22 protein-coding genes are annotated in these 17066 nt (G+C 60.2%); 1 reads left to right on the top strand and 21 read right to left on the bottom strand.

Going from position 1 to position 17066, the window contains the following annotated elements; translation table 11 throughout:
- Positions 1-62: 62 nt before the first annotated feature.
- The 21 genes from BM70_RS0115420 to BM70_RS0115525 all read right to left on the bottom strand — a co-directional run bounded on the left by BM70_RS0115420 (position 63) and on the right by BM70_RS0115525 (position 14200).
- The gene (locus BM70_RS0115420) at positions 63-563 is read right to left on the bottom strand and encodes a CinA family protein (RefSeq protein ID WP_025856843.1); all 501 of its coding nucleotides are present in this window, start codon (positions 561-563) and stop codon (positions 63-65) included.
- Positions 564-644: 81 nt separating this feature from the next.
- Positions 645-1115 carry a lysis system i-spanin subunit Rz gene (locus tag BM70_RS32410; RefSeq protein ID WP_025856844.1) on the bottom strand — a complete coding sequence of 157 codons (471 nt, stop codon included), beginning with the start codon at positions 1113-1115 and terminating at the stop codon, positions 645-647.
- Positions 1103-1660, bottom strand: a complete 558-nt coding sequence (locus tag BM70_RS0115430) for a glycoside hydrolase family 19 protein (RefSeq protein WP_025856845.1) — start codon at positions 1658-1660, stop codon at positions 1103-1105. The genes BM70_RS32410 and BM70_RS0115430 overlap by 13 nt, the downstream gene beginning before the upstream one ends.
- A 21-nt stretch (positions 1661-1681) precedes the next feature.
- Positions 1682-2692 carry a contractile injection system protein, VgrG/Pvc8 family gene (locus BM70_RS0115435; RefSeq protein ID WP_025856846.1) on the bottom strand — a complete coding sequence of 337 codons (1011 nt, stop codon included), beginning with the start codon at positions 2690-2692 and terminating at the stop codon, positions 1682-1684.
- A gap of 9 nt (positions 2693-2701) precedes the next feature.
- The gene (locus BM70_RS0115440; protein WP_025856847.1) at positions 2702-2914 is read right to left on the bottom strand and encodes a tail protein X; all 213 of its coding nucleotides are present in this window, start codon (positions 2912-2914) and stop codon (positions 2702-2704) included.
- Positions 2907-3290, bottom strand: a complete 384-nt coding sequence (locus BM70_RS0115445; protein WP_025856848.1) for a phage tail protein — start codon at positions 3288-3290, stop codon at positions 2907-2909. Before BM70_RS0115445 ends, BM70_RS0115440 begins: the two co-directional genes overlap by 8 nt.
- Positions 3290-4441 carry a hypothetical protein gene (locus BM70_RS0115450; RefSeq protein ID WP_025856849.1) on the bottom strand — a complete coding sequence of 384 codons (1152 nt, stop codon included), beginning with the start codon at positions 4439-4441 and terminating at the stop codon, positions 3290-3292. The genes BM70_RS0115445 and BM70_RS0115450 overlap by 1 nt, the downstream gene beginning before the upstream one ends.
- 6 nt (positions 4442-4447) lie before the next feature.
- Positions 4448-4573 carry a hypothetical protein gene (locus BM70_RS33630; RefSeq protein ID WP_043274278.1) on the bottom strand — a complete coding sequence of 42 codons (126 nt, stop codon included), beginning with the start codon at positions 4571-4573 and terminating at the stop codon, positions 4448-4450.
- Positions 4570-5142 carry a phage tail assembly protein gene (locus BM70_RS0115460; RefSeq protein WP_025856850.1) on the bottom strand — a complete coding sequence of 191 codons (573 nt, stop codon included), beginning with the start codon at positions 5140-5142 and terminating at the stop codon, positions 4570-4572. Before BM70_RS0115460 ends, BM70_RS33630 begins: the two co-directional genes overlap by 4 nt.
- Positions 5143-5287: 145 nt before the next feature.
- Positions 5288-5794 carry a phage major tail tube protein gene (locus BM70_RS0115465; RefSeq protein ID WP_025856851.1) on the bottom strand — a complete coding sequence of 169 codons (507 nt, stop codon included), beginning with the start codon at positions 5792-5794 and terminating at the stop codon, positions 5288-5290.
- Positions 5794-6960 (bottom strand): tail protein, encoded by a 1167-nt coding sequence (locus BM70_RS0115470; protein WP_025856852.1) that lies wholly within the window; start codon positions 6958-6960, stop codon positions 5794-5796. Before BM70_RS0115470 ends, BM70_RS0115465 begins: the two co-directional genes overlap by 1 nt.
- A 1-nt stretch (position 6961) precedes the next feature.
- Positions 6962-7153, bottom strand: a complete 192-nt coding sequence (locus BM70_RS0115475; RefSeq protein ID WP_025856853.1) for a hypothetical protein — start codon at positions 7151-7153, stop codon at positions 6962-6964.
- An 86-nt stretch (positions 7154-7239) separates the two neighbouring features.
- Entirely contained in the window at positions 7240-7599 is a 360-nt protein-coding gene (locus tag BM70_RS32415) for a phage tail assembly chaperone (RefSeq protein WP_025856854.1), read from the bottom strand.
- Positions 7600-7612: 13 nt separating this feature from the next.
- Positions 7613-9403 (bottom strand): phage tail protein, encoded by a 1791-nt coding sequence (locus tag BM70_RS33635; RefSeq protein ID WP_025856855.1) that lies wholly within the window; start codon positions 9401-9403, stop codon positions 7613-7615.
- Positions 9404-10033 (bottom strand): phage tail protein I, encoded by a 630-nt coding sequence (locus BM70_RS0115490; RefSeq protein ID WP_025856856.1) that lies wholly within the window; start codon positions 10031-10033, stop codon positions 9404-9406.
- Positions 10030-11025, bottom strand: a complete 996-nt coding sequence (locus BM70_RS0115495) for a baseplate J/gp47 family protein (RefSeq protein WP_025856857.1) — start codon at positions 11023-11025, stop codon at positions 10030-10032. The genes BM70_RS0115490 and BM70_RS0115495 overlap by 4 nt, the downstream gene beginning before the upstream one ends.
- The gene (locus BM70_RS0115500; protein WP_025856858.1) at positions 11022-11354 is read right to left on the bottom strand and encodes a phage baseplate protein; all 333 of its coding nucleotides are present in this window, start codon (positions 11352-11354) and stop codon (positions 11022-11024) included. The genes BM70_RS0115495 and BM70_RS0115500 overlap by 4 nt, the downstream gene beginning before the upstream one ends.
- 9 nt (positions 11355-11363) lie before the next feature.
- On the bottom strand, positions 11364-11975 hold the full coding sequence (locus BM70_RS0115505; protein ID WP_025856859.1) for a phage baseplate assembly protein V: 612 nt from the start codon (positions 11973-11975) through the stop codon (positions 11364-11366).
- A 3-nt stretch (positions 11976-11978) separates the two neighbouring features.
- Entirely contained in the window at positions 11979-12494 is a 516-nt protein-coding gene (locus BM70_RS0115510) for a hypothetical protein (RefSeq protein ID WP_025856860.1), read from the bottom strand.
- A gap of 21 nt (positions 12495-12515) precedes the next feature.
- Positions 12516-12860 (bottom strand): phage holin family protein, encoded by a 345-nt coding sequence (locus BM70_RS0115515; protein WP_025856861.1) that lies wholly within the window; start codon positions 12858-12860, stop codon positions 12516-12518.
- Positions 12861-13456: 596 nt separating this feature from the next.
- Positions 13457-14200: an XRE family transcriptional regulator gene (locus tag BM70_RS0115525; protein ID WP_177326558.1), complete on the bottom strand. Its 744-nt coding sequence runs from the start codon at positions 14198-14200 to the stop codon at positions 13457-13459.
- 254 nt (positions 14201-14454) lie between these two features.
- Between BM70_RS0115525 and mutS the strand changes: the two genes are divergently transcribed.
- The gene (mutS, locus tag BM70_RS0115530; RefSeq protein ID WP_025856863.1) at positions 14455-17046 is read left to right on the top strand and encodes a DNA mismatch repair protein MutS; all 2592 of its coding nucleotides are present in this window, start codon (positions 14455-14457) and stop codon (positions 17044-17046) included.
- The last annotated feature ends 20 nt before the right edge of the window (positions 17047-17066 follow it).

The following is a 17066-nucleotide window of genomic DNA, read 5'->3' on the forward strand; positions in this document are numbered from 1 at the left end:
AGGCCTGGTCGGCCAACACCTGTATAAGTAGACAGTATTGTTCCACAAAGATCGGAGATCGCCTACCCCTGTTTTTCTATTTCTGCTGCAGCTCGTCGCAACAAGCCCTCTAACGCGGCCTTTACCGTTTGTCGGCGGACCTCATCGCGGTTGCCGGGGAAGTGCTGCAGCTCGGCCGTCAGCTCCTCGCCAACGCCGAAGGCCAGCCATACCGTGCCCACCGGTTTGTCTGGCGAGCCGCCGTCCGGCCCCGCCACGCCGCTGACCGCCACGGCAAAGCGCGCCAGGCTTTTTTCCTGCGCGCCACGGACCATCGCCTCCACCACTTCCTGGCTGACGGCCCCCACTTTTGGAAACAACGTTTCCGGCACGTTCAGTTGTCGGGTCTTCTGGCGGTTGGAGTAGGTGACGTATCCCGCCTCGAACCAGGCCGAGCTGCCCGGAATCCGCGTGATGGCCTCGGCGATACCGCCACCGGTGCAAGACTCGGCCGTGGTGACATGGGCATTGAGCACCTGCAGGCGGCGCCCCAGTTCAGCAGCCAGTTGAGTGATTTCCTTCACGATTGTCTCCAGAAGTGGGCGGGGATTTGCCTACCCTACAGGAGCAAATCGCGCATGCAAGCGACAGACTGGAACAAGAGATTAACGGGCAACAGCGCGCACATAGGCCTGGCAAGCGCGCAAGGCAATCAGGGCGTTATCGCCGTCGTCGGTGATGCCGATAATTCGCTGAGCATGCGCCGGGTCAAGTCGGGCTCGCGAGGTTGCATGAACCACGCCGCCGGTGGCGGCGGAGGCTGGCATTGGGCAGTCACTGGACGCGTCGAGAAGGACTGACAACCGCACATCAGCAGTGGCCAGGCGGTCGCGCAGAGCAGCCTGGTTATGGTGGGCATCGATCAACTCCCGTGCATGTTGTTGGTCACTGGCGTTGAGCTGTTGCTCCAGGAACAGTCGTTTGGCTTGTTCAGCCTGGTGTTGATGCAAGGCTGCCTGCGCCTGTGTTGCCGACAAGCGTTCAAGCTGCCCCCCGTATCGCCACGCCTGCACCTGCCAGACAACAGCCACCAGCAGGCATACGCCGATCAGGCGGCACACGCCTAAGACACGCATAACACCGCCTTGGCACGCGCCCACAGGCGCAAACGGTCCTCCAGCCCATTGAGCCCGCCGTTGATACGCCGCGTGATCGTGGTGAACTGGTCGTGATCCGCCAGCTCGTTCAGGCCGTTGCTCTGCCAGAACCAGGCGGCCGATGCGACAGCCCATTGCGGCTGCTCCAACAATGTCGGTTCCCGCAACAGACGATCGTCGCCGAACAGTGCCAGGCTACAGGCCAGATAGTTGCGACGCCCGGTGATCTGGATCAGCCCCCTGCCACGGTACTGTTGGCCGTCACCATCCGCTTCGGGCGTGTTGCCCAGGCGCACAGCCAACGCACCGGTATCGTACTTGCTCAAATACGCGGCGCTGCCCAGCTCGCGCACGTAGTGCAGTTCGCCGGACTCGTGGCCGATCTGGGCGAGGAAGGCGGCAGCGCGCTGCACGCTGTTGATCTGGTACCGGATAAAGGCGGCATTGAAAGCCGCTAAAAAAATGCCCGCTACACGGCGGGCTCCAGGCATGATTTGGATCAGTTGAGGCTGAGTTATCACCACCACGTTCACCTTGAAAGGTCCCTATGTAGACAAGCCACCGGCCGTGATCGTACTGCGATAGCCCTTTACCGGGTCCCCCACATTGATCACCTTGGTTATCGACCACTGGCCTTGCATATACGCCGGCCAGGTTTCGTCCAGGCGCAGCAGTCCTTCGGCAGCCACCAACGGGTTACCAGGGCAATCGATCACCATCTCCAGCCCCTCTCGCCCCACGCGGCGCAGCTCACCTTCAGCGACGGCACGCGCTTCCTCTTCGTTCTGGCAACGCTGGCGCAGGATCTTGAACGGCGCGACCCCGACCTCAACCACGTGCTGTTTGCCATCGGCAACATCCCACCAGGTAACACGGCTGCCCATGTATTTGGAGCGGGTCTTATCGTTGAGCGTGGCGGTTATGAAGGCTTGATCACCGGGACGGTTATCCTGGGTCACGGACAACTTCACCTCCGGCAATTGTTTAAGGGACAACGATTTGACTTGCCCCGCTTCGGCCAGCACATACAGCTCGTTGAACGGCTTTGTAACCGCGTTGTAGCGCCTGGCCAGTCGCGTGATAAACGCCATGTCGCTTTCATTGGACTGGTCGATATGAGCAATCGCAATTCCCTCCAGCGACGGCGCCACACGCGGCGAAAAACCATGGCGGCCGACCAGTTGCCGAAACAGTGCCCCCAGGGTCGTAGGCCCGTAACTGGCGGAGCGCCGCTGACGGTAACCACGCGGGTCGCCCACGCTGAAAGGCGCGGCCGTCGCGACGATCATCAGGCGCATGGGAAACAGTACGGGGGTGCGTTGGGTAATCATGAACTCGCCCTTCTCTACCAGCCCCGACTCTGAGTAACCGACGCGCATGCCGATCTTGCCGCTCAAGCTCGGCAGACCTTCAAGGTCTTCGATATTGAGCGTCAGCTCCAGCCGGTCAGACTCGATACCCGCCGCGTCGGTGTGACTCCAGCCCATGATCCGTTGATTGAGCAACGCCGCATTGGCGCCGTAAAACTCCACGATCGGCGTAAATCCCTGTGCCATAAAACCTCCTCAATCCCACGCCAGAACAGGCCGCAACACTGCCGGCCGTGCTTGCATCTCCGGCACGATTACCCACACGCCTGCCGGTAGCACCGGGGCGTACTCGGCAAGGTCAGGGTTCAAGCGCCACAAGGTTTCTTCCGCCACGTCATCGCAACGCCCCAACTCGCGGTAGAGCAGCAGGTTGACCGAATCACCAGCAATACTTCGCACTCTACGCATTGACGAATTCCTCCAGTTCAAGGGTCCAGCTCATGACCATGGCGGTACCGTCATCGATCACATTGTTCTGGTTTTCCAGCACCGAATTGATGCGCCACAGGCCCCAGTTGCGGCCGATCCCATCCACCAGCGGCAAAGGCACCCGCTTGTTTTGCAGCGCACGCAGTTCATCCAGTCGCTGCATGCCTACGCCGTACATGGCGGCGCCGGTGAACGTGAGTTTTTCCAGCTTCTGCCCGCTTTGCCGCGACTGTGGCTTGCTGGCGACAATCGCCAGGTCGCTCCAGCCGCCGTCGCTGTTACGGGCCAACGTGGAATAGGCAAACCCTCGGGAAAGGCCAAAGATAAAGTCGCCCAGTACCATTTGCTGTCGCATCAATCACCTCCATGATCGGTCAATGCCGCGTTGCGCCGGATCCCCAGCGAGTCGGTGAACATCGGCACGCATTGGAATTGCAGGGCCTGGATTACTTGGTTGACCACCTGCTGGGCGTCGGCCGGGTTGACCCCGGTAATCTGGATACTCGGGGCAATCGAAACTTGAATGTTGTCGGCACGAGCACTGTTGAGCGCTGTGCTGACCGCGTTCGGTGGCGGCAGGCGATCACTCGAACCGAACAATTTGTCACCCAGCCAGGCGCCTGCCTCACTGCCCAATAAACCACCGAGTGCCCCGCCGACGACGGTGCCGGCGCCGGGGAAGACCAAAGTGCCGATCGCCGCGCCGGCAGAGGCGCCCGCCCAGGCACCGCCGGCGGTACTCAAGCCGGTGCCGATGGCTTTGGCGTCGCCGTTGCGTACACCCTGAATCACGTCCAGGGTAGCTTCGGCGGTTCTCAATGGCGCCAGCCGCCGAATGCCGGTGGATCCGAGCGTGGCAAAGGCATCGTTCAGGGCACCCGAAGGTAGGTTTGGCCGCGATAACGTTGGCGCTGCAACGCTTGCCCCGGCAAAGGACTGAAAGCTTTGCGTGGTTGCACCCGGTTGAATGCCTGGTGGCGAAGCACCCAAGGCCTGGCGGTTTTGTCCGAATAGGTTCAGCAGGCCTGAACCACGCCCACCCAGTTTTTTGCGACCTTTGACTTTCTTACTGATCGGGTCCCAGGCCCAATCAATCGCTTTTTCAGCAACTTTGCTTTTCAACGCGTCCCACAACTCGCCTACAACCGCCTTGGCCGCGCTCTCCAGAGCACCATCAGCGGGCTTCTCGGGCTCATCTTTCAATGCGCTCGTGGCGACATCGGCCGCTTTAGGCACCAGCGAATCGCCATTGATGAACAACGTGCTGTTGAGCGTCTCCAGCGTCTCGCGCAGTCGCACTTGCTCCTGGGTCAAGGCATTGATGTCCACACTGAGGGTAACCAACGCAGAGCGCAGTTCAAACGGCGGCTGCGATGCAGCTTCCAGGCTTAAAGGTGCCGCAGCGCTTGTGGAAAACGGTGCCAGCACATTGCCAAGATCCGCCTCGCCGATCATCCAGCGGAAGTCTTCCTGAGCGAGCTTGATCCCATACTTAGTGTCTTGCATCCCGCTCTACTCCTGTTTAACGCCAAGGCGAGTCATCGCGATGTCGTAGCGGCGCAATGCTTTTGCGGCATCCCATTCGAGGATCTCCGCTTCATTTACCGAGTAAACCAGCGGCACCACATCGAGGATCACTTCGATGTCGCGTTGCGAAAGAAGGCCGCCGGTTGATTTAAAAAATCGTCAATGCGCTCCTGCAATCCGGTCCAGTCGGGCACGGTCAGGCCGGCGAGATCGGGGATCATCAGGCCTGTGCAGTGAGCGGTGATGAACTCGGCGCGCTCTTTGTTGGTGGTGAGTTTTTTCATCACCTTGGTGGCGCGCAGGGCGGGCATTTCCAGGAACAACTCGCTGAAGGTACGGCCCGCTGCGTCGAGGGGCAGCAGCAATTGGACGGGCTCTTCGTGGGACGACGCCGCCGGTTCACCGAGGAAAAACGACGCGGGACGTGTCGACATCTCGTGCACGTATTGGGCGATGGTCACGTAGTCCGGGCGCTTGAGTTGGTCGAGTTCTTTTTCCGACAGGCCGGTGGCGAGTTTCGCCAGTTCGAAGAACTGATCGTCCTCGTCATCACCGGCCCGGGCCAGCGCTTCTTTTTGCGCGGCGTAGTACAGCGGCTTGAGTTGAACCTGCTGGATCGTCGCGCCGGTGTCGGCGGTAATCGGGGACAGCAGGGCATGCAGCGGTGGCATCCAGGCCATGGGGCTATTCCTTGATAAAATCGTTGCAGTGAACACGGTCGTTGTAGGAGCCGGCTTGCCGGCGATGCAGGCGACTTGGTTTGTCGGGTGTACCGAGGTGACGCGATCGCTGGCACGCCAGCGCCTACAGGAATCGTGTTTGGGCTTAAGGCATCAGCACGGCGCGGCGGGCGTCGCCGAGGATGTCGACGCCGTTGAGGACGAACTTCTGGGTGCGTACGTCGATGTCGATCACTGGAATGCCGTTTTCCAGGCGAGTGTAGGTGCGGCAGGACAACTCAAGCGTGGTGAGGGCCTTGTCGCCCATCTTCAGCTTGGCTTCGGACAGGGATTTCAGCTTGCCGCCGACTGTGTGATAGGTGAAATACGTCTTGCCGTCCTGGTCCTGGCCGGCTTCCCGCACGTTGAGCAGGATGTCATCACCCAGGCGCACACCCAGGGCCAGCATGATTTCCGGGCCCGCGCCCTGCAGCACCAGTATGGCGCCGAGCGCCTTGCCGCTCTTGGCCATTTCCTCGGCAATGAAGCGACCGCCGGACATGGGCTCCATTTCGAACTCGATCTTCGGCGGGGTGAACTCCTCCACGGTCGCGGACAACGGCAGGCCTTGAAGGGTGGCCGCAATGGCCTGTCTGACTCGGTTGGTAAACATTAGAGAACGTCCTCCAGGAACTGCTCGATGATTTCATCGCGGGCATTGAGTTGATAAATCATGTGTTCGTTCGGCGCGTAGCGGCCGTAGTCGATGACGATGTACCAGGTGCCGTTCTTGTACTTCTCGACACTGTTCAGTTCCGGGTGCAGGTACACGCTGCCGCCGGGAATGGTTTCGTCGGCGACCAGGGTTTGCAGCCAGTCGTTGATGCGCTTGACCTCCTGGTCCATGAAGGACTTGGTGAGGTTCTTGGCCATGGCTTTCTGGCCGGCCTGGACCAGCTTGCGGCTGATGGCATCTTCCAGGCCGACGTAGCTGATGAACTTGCCGGTGATGGAACGGTTACCTAGCAGCGAGAAGCCACCGAGGATGGTGCGGGCGTAGTAGCTCACGCCGTAGCGGTTGAGCAGGTCGCCTTCGGTGGAGGTGTCGAGGATGTTGTACTCGACCACGCGGGAAACGTCCTCGGCGAACGTCACCTGATTACCTGGGCTTTCCCATTGCTTGACCTTGGCCAGCGCCGCGATGGCCAGGGATGACGGCGCGAGAAACACGTTTTTCTTCGCCGCCTTGGAGTACACCGACGGCATGTTGTGCACCAGCAGGCACCGGTCGAAACCCAAGTCGGCACCGCCCAGCTCGCCACTGTAGGTCACTTGGTCGGCGACGCTTGCGTCCTTGCCATCCAACACCACGCGGGCCTTGATGCGTTTGCCGAACGAGGCGAACTCGCCGGCCACGGCCTTGGTACCGGTGAAGCCTGGGGCACCAATAATGGTCAGGTCTTCCGGCACGCTGGCCAGCGCAGCCAGGCCCAGTTTGCGACCGGTGACCGGCTCGTCGCCGCCGATCACGTTGTTGAGGGTGTCCGCCGGAGTGGCGCCCTCCTCCACGATCACCACGTAGACCGGCACCTTGACCACTTTGAGGATTTGGTAGACGGCGTGGAACAGCGTACCCGTCTCTGCGCCAGTCGGGTCCAGCAGCGCCTGGGTGGTGAAGCTGTTGATACGGAACGGCGCGTTTTTCGGGATCGACGCATGGGCGTTCGGCGCAGTGCCGACCAGACCAATCACATTATCGCCAAGGCCACCCATGGCCTCGGGGGATTCGGTGGCATTCACGGTGATGCCGTTGTGCTCGAAGTTCAAAACCTCAGCCATGTTAGTCAGCCTTCTTGGTGGTGGCCTTTTTGGCCGGGGTGGTGTTGAGGACGCTGGTGAGTTCCAGGCGGCCAGCGGTGCGCAGGGCGGATGCTTCGACATCCAGTAGGTCCAGTTCCTGGCCGACGGTGGACCAATGGCCGGCGCCGGTGGGGAATGGGATGAGGACGGTGTAGGTTTGGCGGGTGGGCATAAGAGAGAATCTCCAGGCGAAAAAAAACCGCGGGAGGCGGTTTGGGGTAAGATCGGCGGGGAAAAAACGCCCGTCAATGCGGCGCGTTAGTCGATTTGATCGGCGACCCACGCAGGTGCGACGGGGCGGTGCTCGCTGTTCGGGAATTCGGGCGACTGGGGCCAGTCGCGAAGAACTTGCATGTAAACCAATAGCGCTTTGAATTGGTCGTGAGATAGCGTGGGGTCAACACCTATTTCCAGCTGATCGCGGTGACGATCACGAAGCCAAACCAACACCTTCAATTGCTGGTCACGCAAGAAACGCTCGAAAGCTGCTGACTGTGCAGGGCTGACAAGCGTCAGCTCCGGGCTTTCTTCTTCAACCCACTCCTCGGCGTACCCATACTGGGAATTCGCAAACTTTCCAGTAATTTCCCCAGCATCATTTCTTTGAACGTACGGCATGCTGCCTCCTAATTCACTCAGACCAGCCAAGCGTCAGCATTGAAAATTTCCCAGCGATGTTAGCGCGGCCACGAATCTGACCGTTCACATCAGTCCGAACCTCTAACTTGAAGCCCATTGAGTCAATAGAAGCGTCAGTGATAGAGCCGTATCCGGAGACGTAACCGGTCAAGTAGCCAGCGGAACTGTTGGCACCAAATGCAAGGTCTGCAGTATCCAGAGGGCTGAAGTAAGCGAGAATATTGTTTGTGTAGATCCATGTACTCACGCTTGCCTCAACGGTTATACCTGGCGGTACAGTCAATGCAATCGCACGTGCCGTGGTGGTTACATCTGCATCAATCGCGTCCCGTATGGGGTTAACAAAGCGAAAGGCCCGGCGCCCGGCACTGAACAGGTCCATGACAAAAGGAACAATTGGGCCCTCAGCATCTGTTTTGAAGGATCCGATGCGACGAATCAACTCAAAACCGGTAGGTACCACCGGGCTCGTCAGGCTGGCAGAAAAAAGCAGATCAGCTGCCCCACCCACAATCTGTCGAATGACAAAAACGTGATACCAAGTGTTGGGGTTTCTCACTGAGATATCCAACTTATTCCCACCATTGCCAACCGACCACACACCACTACCTTGCAAAACTCCAGATAAAGTTGTGGATAGAACCACCGCGTTACCAGCAGCCCTCGCGCTTCCAGGAGAAACATCGATGGTTGTGTTCGGTGCCGCGGAGTTGAGAGACAGAAGGAAACCGCCAAGGTAGTGGCGGGGCATGGCAACGGCCAAGTCCGAAGCAAGCGCAGCGATGTCGATATTTCCTTGGTTGATCGGTGCGTTCCAGGCTTTGATGCACCACATTACGGCCATGTTGCGAGCGCGCGTTTCACTGCCAACCCGTGGGGTACCGTTGATGCCATCAGTAACAGGTGGATACTTCTGCGCCACTGGGGTACCAACAGCGCCCCACGTATCAAATGCCGGCGTACTTCCACCGCTAGAGCCCGCGCCAGAAAACGTGTGTCCTTGAAACTGGTCGAGCTGATAGCTGCCAAGTACACGGCCAGCATCGACTCCACGCCCATGATCCCACCCACGCAAAAACTCCCCACGTGATTCTGGTAATCGAAAGTTTCCAGCGCCTTCATCCCCCTTGTTAAAAAGACCGCCCAGAAACACCGCCAACTCGGGAAAAGTCGCAGCACTTCTTATGCTTCCATCTAACTCTAAAAAACCTGGCGCCACTTTATTAACGGGAAACGCAACCATCGTTCCCACAGGCAATGCCGACGCCTTGGCTACCATTGCCTCAATCTCAGCCTTCGAGTACGTCCCCTGCTTCAGATAATCCATCACCCAAGCCCGAGTCGCCTTCACCACCGTGTCATCAATCAACAACGTCACGATCGCCGCATTACTCGTCTCGAAGATCGAGCGAATATAAAACTCTTTCCCCGACCCCGACGTCGCCAACACCGGCTTATACGACTCCGGATACTTGACGATGGCATACAGGATCCCGGTGTCCGTCCACAGCCCGGCTTCGCGCACATACCAGCCGCCCACATCCGAAGGGATGGTGACTTCGGCCATCAACCAGTTGGCGTTTTTCTCATCTTGAAACAAGGCGTTCAACGGCCCGCGCCAGACTTCGCGTTTCAGCGCTTTTGCGCTGGCATCGGGGTTGTAGACGGCGCCGTTGCCGTCGCCGACGGAGATTTGCGCCAGTTTGATTGGTACGCCGGCAGCCTTGCAGGCGGTTTCGTAGGCAATCCCCGCGTCGGTGAGCAGGGTGTAATAGTCAGCCATTTAGTGCTCCTGTGGATAAAGGGTGGTGGTTTCGACGGTGTAGAGGCCGGCTGCCATAAAGGCGCGCCCTGAGGCCTCGACGCCTGCCAGCACGTTGGGATAGATCGTGGTGAGTTCGCCGCACAGCGTGGCGGCGCCGATGCTGTGGCGACCGGAGGCGCTCAGGCCCACGGAGATCGACAGAATGTCGCGCTCGCTTTTGGCGTCGGCCAGGCGGCGGTCGAGTCGGGCATCGATGGTTTCGCTGTAGGGCAATTCGGTCCAGGCCCGTACGGCAAAGCTGTAGGGCACGCCGGGGGGTTGTTGCTCGTACCAGGCGCGCACTTCGGGGCTGAGTTGCAGGCCCTTGGCGGCGTTTTCCAGGGCTTGGCGGGTGCCAGCCTGGCGGGCGGTGGGCCAGGCGAGTTTGACCGTCAGGCGTTTCTCGGCCTCGGGCGCCGTGGTGCTCCATTCGTTCACCGCGCGGTCCGCTGCCAGGTAGGGCAAGAACGCTGCCGGTGTGCGATTTGGGTCCATCAACTGTGGGAACGGTGGTGTTACCCGCTCCAGCAACTGGCCGAAACCCAGGTCCAACCCTTTCTCCAGCGGTGAACTGTTGGCCGGCAACAGGCTCGCTTTAGGTTCACTCATAGCGTGCGCACCTCCACCTCGACGCCCGTGCAGTACGGAGCCTGGAACGCCGTGCTGATGATCGGCTCCAGCGGTTCGAGGATCTGCAGCTGCACGGCGCCAGCGCTGTGGATGGCGTAGTCGATCCAGCTGGGGTCGACTCGGCCTTCCAGGCGATGGCAGGAGTCGGCGTAGGTTTGCAGCAGCTGTTGCGCAGCGATTTGGGTCAACCCCGAATCCGGGCCGGCGTTGATCTTGGCCAGTACGCGAATCTTGTAGCGTTGAATCTGCGCGCCTTGGACGGTGACCAGGTCAGTCTCGGGTCTTACATCGGGCCGTGCGAAATGTCGCCGTACGCCGTCAAGCAAATCAGCAGACGCCGTGCCATCGCCGTCCCTTGAAAGCACAGTGACCATCACCTCGCCGGGGGCGGTGCGCCGGCCGTTGCCGTCCTTGACCTGGGCGGCGTAGCCGTCCGGCTCAAAGGTGTAGCTGACGGTGACCACGCCCGGTGTGGCGCTTTGCACCTTGACCGACGGTCGCTCGCCGAGGGTGAACACCTCGCGACGGTATTGCATGCGCGAGCCTGCCGCCGGGGCATGAGGGGCCAGGTAGTAACGCAGGCGAGCATCGTCGTCGCTTTCCAGCGTCGGCGGCACCGGTGGGAAGGCAGCCGGGTCACCGGGATCGAGCACCTGGCGCTCCAGCCCCATGTCGGCCAGGCGTGCATCCAGGTTGCTGCCGGTGGCCCACCACGCCAGCATCTGTTTGATGCGGGCGTTGTACTTGCGCTCGTGGGTTTGCAAGCGCACGCAAAACGCTTCCAGGGCCAGGGTCAGCAGCTCGCTTTCATTGTCGAGGCTGACCTTGAGTTTGGCCGCGTTTTGCGGCGCTCGGGTGGCGACGTAGTCGACGACGAAGGCCTTGAACTCGGCCAACAACGGTTCGAACTCGTCCACCGCGATGATGGCCGGTTCCGCCAGTTGGTTCTGGCCAGGGATCAACATGCTCATGTCACGACCTCGAAGGATTGTTGGCGGTTTTTCCAGGTGCCGGCGAAGCGCAGCAACAAGCCGGCACCCTGGCGAGTGGCGACGATGACCTGGGGTTGAAAGTCGGCGATACCGTTCTGGGCGTTATAGAACGCTTGGGCGGCGTGGCTCTGAGCGAGGATCAGCAGGTCATCGCCAAGGTTCTGGCCGAGCAGTTGCGGGATCAACGAGCCGTACAGCGGGCGCTTCTGGCGGGTGCCTGCAGGAGTGGTCAGCGCTCGGGTGGCGCGCTGCACGAATTGCAGCCAGTCATCGACGGCTGCCCCGGTGTTCCTATCGATTCCGATCATGGCAAATCCTTATGCGCGACTGATCACGCGACCCTGGTGATCCACCACCAGGCCGCTTAAATGCACGCCCGCAGCATCCAGCACCAAGCCGGTGGCGCCGAGTTGCAGGGTGATGCTCTGGGCGTTCATGGACAGGCTGGCGGCACCGACGTTGACGTCGACCTGCTCGCGGGAGCCGCTGAACGTGGTTGGGCCGTTAACCCAGTTGAAGATATGGCGAGCGTCGTCGTAGTCGCTTTGAGTGCCGTCCTGATGGCGACGCCGCGTCAGCGACGCAACGCCGGACACGGGCGGAAAAAGACTACTGTTGAGGCCGAACAACGCCACGGACTGCGCGCCGCCTTCCCCGCCGCCATAATTAAGCAGCAGGCACTGTTCGCCCACTGAAGGGATGCGGGTTTCGGTCTGCGCCCCAGCGCTCGGGTTGAAAAACTTGATCGCCGGGCTGAGCAAGTCCCCGTGGCTGACTTTGCAGGTATTGCTGGCGGCGTCGACCTCCTGGCACACGCCAATCCGGCAAAAGCTTTCGGCGCGTCGATACAGGTCCTCCAACTGGGCTTCCATTTCCGCCAGGCGTTCGACAATCGGCCCCAGTTGCATGCGTAGCAATGCATCGAACATGGACTACTCCTGCAATGGGCGGTATTGATCCGGATCGTCGATATTCGTGACTTCCCAAGTGCAGGCAAACAGCGGTTTGCCTGTGGGATCTTCGAGCAGCACTGGGCCGAAGTAGAGGTTCTGGGTGAAGGAAACAGTCCAGGTGTCGTAGTCCGTTTCCGAACCGGTGAGCGCGGAAGGTGCCGCGACAATCGCGGTGGGCAGGTCGCACTGTTCAGGGGGCAGGCCCCAGCGATTGTCCAGGGCCAGGTCCATCAGTTGGCTGGCCAGGTCGCAGGCATCGAAGGGTGCCGAGCCGCTCGCGACCATGGCCTTGAGTGAAACCGACAAGGCGTGCGCCTTGCGCCCGGCGAGGGAGCGAACGCCGGGGCCGTTGCGCTCCACGCTGATCAAAATGCCGGTTTTATCGCCCGTGTCGGAAAAGTCCTGGTGATTACCTACCCGCAGCTGTGGGAACGCGCTCTTCAGCGCATCTCCAATGGCCATGGGCAGTTGTGACGGTTTTTCGATTAGTGTCATCTGCTTGCATCCTTGCAGCGGTTACTGCTGATCCGGGCGAGAGGTCGGGGCCTCGTTGACCCCGATGCGCTTGGCCGCCCAGCGTTCATAAAGGCCGACGGCCACGTCCGCGCCGGCCATGGCTGTCAGGCAACCAATGGCGCCGGCGGTCCAGATCGACATGCCCGCGGCGTAGCACAGCATCAATGCCGAGACTCCGCAGACCATGCATGCCCCGGACCGAAGTGCCAGGCGCCGTACCAGGGACCAGCCACGGGCGCCCTCCTTGTCGGCGCGCCACATTTCGCCAGACACCCCACCGATCAGGGCCAGTACGATCACCAGCCAGATAGGCATTTCCGCTAACGCTTGCTGCTCGTTTGTCATGTCACGCCTCCTGGCTGAGCACTACCGGCAAAGGGCCGGTTCTTGGGTAAATCCATTTATAGGTCGGCATTCCAAAAAGCCCGGTTGCCCGGGCTTTTCAGTAATGATGTCCTCGGTCTTTCGACGCTACTGGCGCGGTACGGACCTTTCCTCAATGTTTTTCCGACCACGATCCCTGTCTGCCGGATAACTGCTTCTAGTGCTTTACGCTGCACACCCGGGTCAGTTGCCAACCCTCTGAACCGTTATTAGGCCGGTTCATCGCTGCCTGTTCTTGAAGCGGTAAAACTAAAGAGCGTCGGCATCCTTGCCGGTGTTGCCTGGCATCCCTGCCATCGCTCTGATGGCGTCCTTGCCGATGTTGCGTGCCTTCCTTGTGTTGACTGGCAGCATCCTTGCCGCCTTCACCAGGCCTCGCTTGGCTGGCTTGAGATGAAGAATATGCATGTATGCATATACAGTCAATGCACAAATGCATTTATTTTTAACATAGTAATGCATGGATGCATTTGCGGCCTTGTGGGCAGCAGGTTGAGTGGTTTTTCACAGGCGAAAAAAAGCCCGCTTTTTGGCGGGCCTTGTCTTACAGAAGAAGGTTAACGAGCGTACATGCCCCACCAGAACACATGGCCGAGGATGCTGATCTGCTCATCCTGGATGTCCTGGAAGCTGTAGTCCTCATCCGGGTGCTCATCGCGATTGAAACTGCGCAGGCGAATCCCGGAAGGTAGGCGATAGAGCTGTTTCACGCGCAGCTGGCCATTGTGATTGATGGCATACAGGTCACCATCGACGATGTCACCAATGCCACTCTTGCCCGCATTCACCCCGACCGTTGCGCCATCGCGCAGCACCGGCAACATACTGTTGCCGCGCACCGTCACGCACTTGGCCTGGTCGAACTGCACACCGTTATGCCGCAGGCTGCGCTTGCCGAACCGCAGGCTGGCCTTCTCGCTTTCCTCGATGACGAATCTTCCTGATCCAGCAGCCAATTCAACCTCACGCAGAAAGGGGATCGACACCTCGTCGTCATTCACGGGGGTGTCGTCGTCCCACAGGCTTATATCCTTGAGTTCCGAATGCATCGGGTCGCGCCCGTCATCGCGCAAAGCCCCCACCGCCGCGCGCCCGCGCAAGTGGTCGGTGCTGACGCGGAAGTATTCGGCGATGCGTGAGATGTGCTTGTCCGACGGATCGACGATCTTGCCGCTGAGGATCCGGGACAGCGTGGATTGAGGCACGCCGGTACGCCGGTGAAGCTCCGTGGGGGAGATCCGGTCGCGGTCCAGCAGTTCTCTTAAGACGATAGAAACGTTGCGTTTTTGCATAATGCGGATAGTGACGGGAGTTTTGGGGGTTGGCAAATGCTAATTTGCATATTGTATGCATTTACTCGGCCGCTCCCTCGCCACAGTTGCGATGCGCCTACTTGAGTGATCAGTATCAGGGCGGCATCGCTTTTGCGTTTTACCTATCTGTTTGCGACCTGCGAACCGCCGACCTCGCGTGTTAACCTTGCCGCCATCGCAAAAAATGCTGGGCCAAGCGCCCCCTTTGCCCCATCACTTTCAACGAATTTGCCTACGACCCAATGAGTAAAAACACGTCCGATCTGTCCTCCCACACCCCGATGATGCAGCAGTACTGGCGCCTCAAAAACCAGCACCCTGATCAGTTGATGTTCTATCGCATGGGCGATTTCTACGAGATCTTCTACGAAGACGCGAAGAAGGCCGCCAAGTTGCTGGATATCACCCTGACCGCGCGTGGGCAGTCGGCGGGGCAGTCGATTCCGATGTGTGGGATTCCTTACCATTCGCTGGAAGGTTACCTGGTCAAGCTGGTGAAGCTGGGCGAGTCGGTGGTGATCTGTGAGCAGATCGGCGACCCGGCCACGAGCAAGGGGCCGGTGGAACGTCAGGTGGTGCGCATTATTACGCCGGGGACGGTGAGTGATGAGGCGTTACTGGATGAGCGTCGCGATAACCTGATCGCGGCGGTGTTGGGCGATGAGCGTCTGTTCGGGCTGTCGGTGCTGGATATCACCAGTGGCAACTTCACGGTGCTGGAGATCAAGGGCTGGGAGAACCTGCTGGCGGAGCTGGAGCGCATCAATCCGGTGGAGTTGTTGATCCCGGATGATTGGCCGAAGGATCTGCCGGCAGAAAAACGCCGTGGGGCCAAGCGCCGTGCACCGTGGGATTTCGAGCGTGACTCGGCGCTGAAAAGTCTGTGCCAGCAGTTCTCGGTGCAGGACCTCAAAGGTTTCGGTTGCGAAACCCTGACCCTGGCCATCGGCGCCGCCGGTTGCCTGCTGGGCTATGCCAAGGAAACCCAGCGCACCGCACTGCCGCACTTGCGCAGCCTGCGCCATGAGCGGCTGGACGATACCGTGGTGCTCGATGGCGCCAGCCGTCGCAACCTGGAGCTGGATACCAACCTGGCCGGTGGTCGCGATAACACCTTGCAATCGGTGGTCGACCGTTGCCAGACCGCCATGGGCAGTCGCTTGTTGACTCGCTGGCTGAACCGTCCGCTGCGGGACCTGGCGGTGCTGCAAGCGCGCCAGTCTTCTATTACCTGCCTGCTGGACGGCTATCGTTTTGAAAAACTGCAGCCACAGCTGAAGGAAATCGGCGATATCGAACGCATCCTCGCGCGGATCGGCCTGCGTAACGCGCGGCCTCGTGACCTGGCGCGCCTGCGTGATGCCCTCGGGGCCTTGCCACAACTGCAAGGGGCGATGACCGAGCTGGATACCCCGCACCTGCAACAGCTTGCGGTTACCGCTGGCACCTACCCGGAACTGGCGGCGCTGCTGGAAAAAGCCATCATCGACAACCCACCGGCAATCATCCGTGACGGCGGCGTTCTCAAGACCGGTTACGACAGTGAACTGGATGAGCTGCAGTCCCTGAGCGAAAACGCCGGGCAGTTCCTGATCGATCTGGAAGCCCGCGAAAAAGCCCGCACCGGCCTGGCCAACTTGAAGGTCGGCTATAACCGCGTGCATGGCTACTTCATTGAGTTGCCGAGCAAGCAGGCAGAGTCCGCGCCAATCGACTATCAACGCCGCCAGACCCTCAAAGGTGCCGAGCGCTTTATCACCCCGGAACTGAAAGAGTTCGAAGACAAGGCACTGTCGGCCAAGAGCCGCGCCCTGGCCCGGGAAAAGATGCTCTATGAAAACCTGCTTGAAGACCTGATCAGCCAACTGGCGCCGCTGCAGGACACCGCCGCCGCGCTGGCCGAACTGGATGTGCTGAGCAACCTGGCCGAACGTGCGCTGAACCTTGACCTGAACTGCCCGCGCTTTGTCAGCGAGCCGTGCATGCGCATTGTGCAAGGTCGCCACCCGGTTGTAGAACAGGTGTTGACCACGCCGTTCGTCGCCAACGACCTGTCGTTGGACGACGACACCCGCATGCTGGTGATTACCGGTCCGAACATGGGCGGTAAATCCACTTATATGCGCCAGACCGCATTGATCGTGCTGCTGGCGCATATCGGCAGTTTTGTGCCGGCGGCCAGTTGCGAGCTGTCCCTGGTGGACCGTATTTTCACCCGGATCGGTTCCAGCGATGACCTGGCCGGTGGCCGTTCGACCTTTATGGTGGAAATGAGCGAGACCGCCAACATCCTGCACAACGCCACCGAACGCAGCCTGGTGCTGATGGACGAAGTGGGCCGCGGCACCAGTACCTTCGACGGCCTGTCCCTGGCCTGGGCTGCGGCCGAGCGCCTGGCGCATTTGCGCGCCTACACGCTGTTTGCCACGCACTACTTCGAGCTCACCGTATTGCCGGAAAGCGAGCCGCTGGTCGCCAACGTGCATCTGAATGCCACCGAGCACAACGAGCGTATCGTGTTCCTGCACCACGTGCTGCCAGGGCCGGCCAGCCAGAGTTACGGCTTGGCCGTGGCCCAGCTGGCCGGCGTGCCGAACGATGTGATCACGCGTGCCCGCGAGCACCTCAGCCGCCTGGAAACCACGGCCCTGCCTCACGAAACCGTGGTGGCCAGTCCGAAGAAAACCAGCAGCAAAGCCAGCGCGCCACACCAGAGCGATATGTTTGCCAGCCTGCCCCACCCTGTGCTGGATGAGTTGGCTAAACTTGACTTGGACGACTTGACGCCTCGAAAAGCGCTCGAAATGTTATATGCACTTAAGACTCGGATATAACGCTGACGCGTGCAAGCTGG

It is taken from the genome of Pseudomonas sp. CHM02, from assembly GCF_000612585.1.
GTDB lineage: Bacteria > Pseudomonadota > Gammaproteobacteria > Pseudomonadales > Pseudomonadaceae > Aquipseudomonas.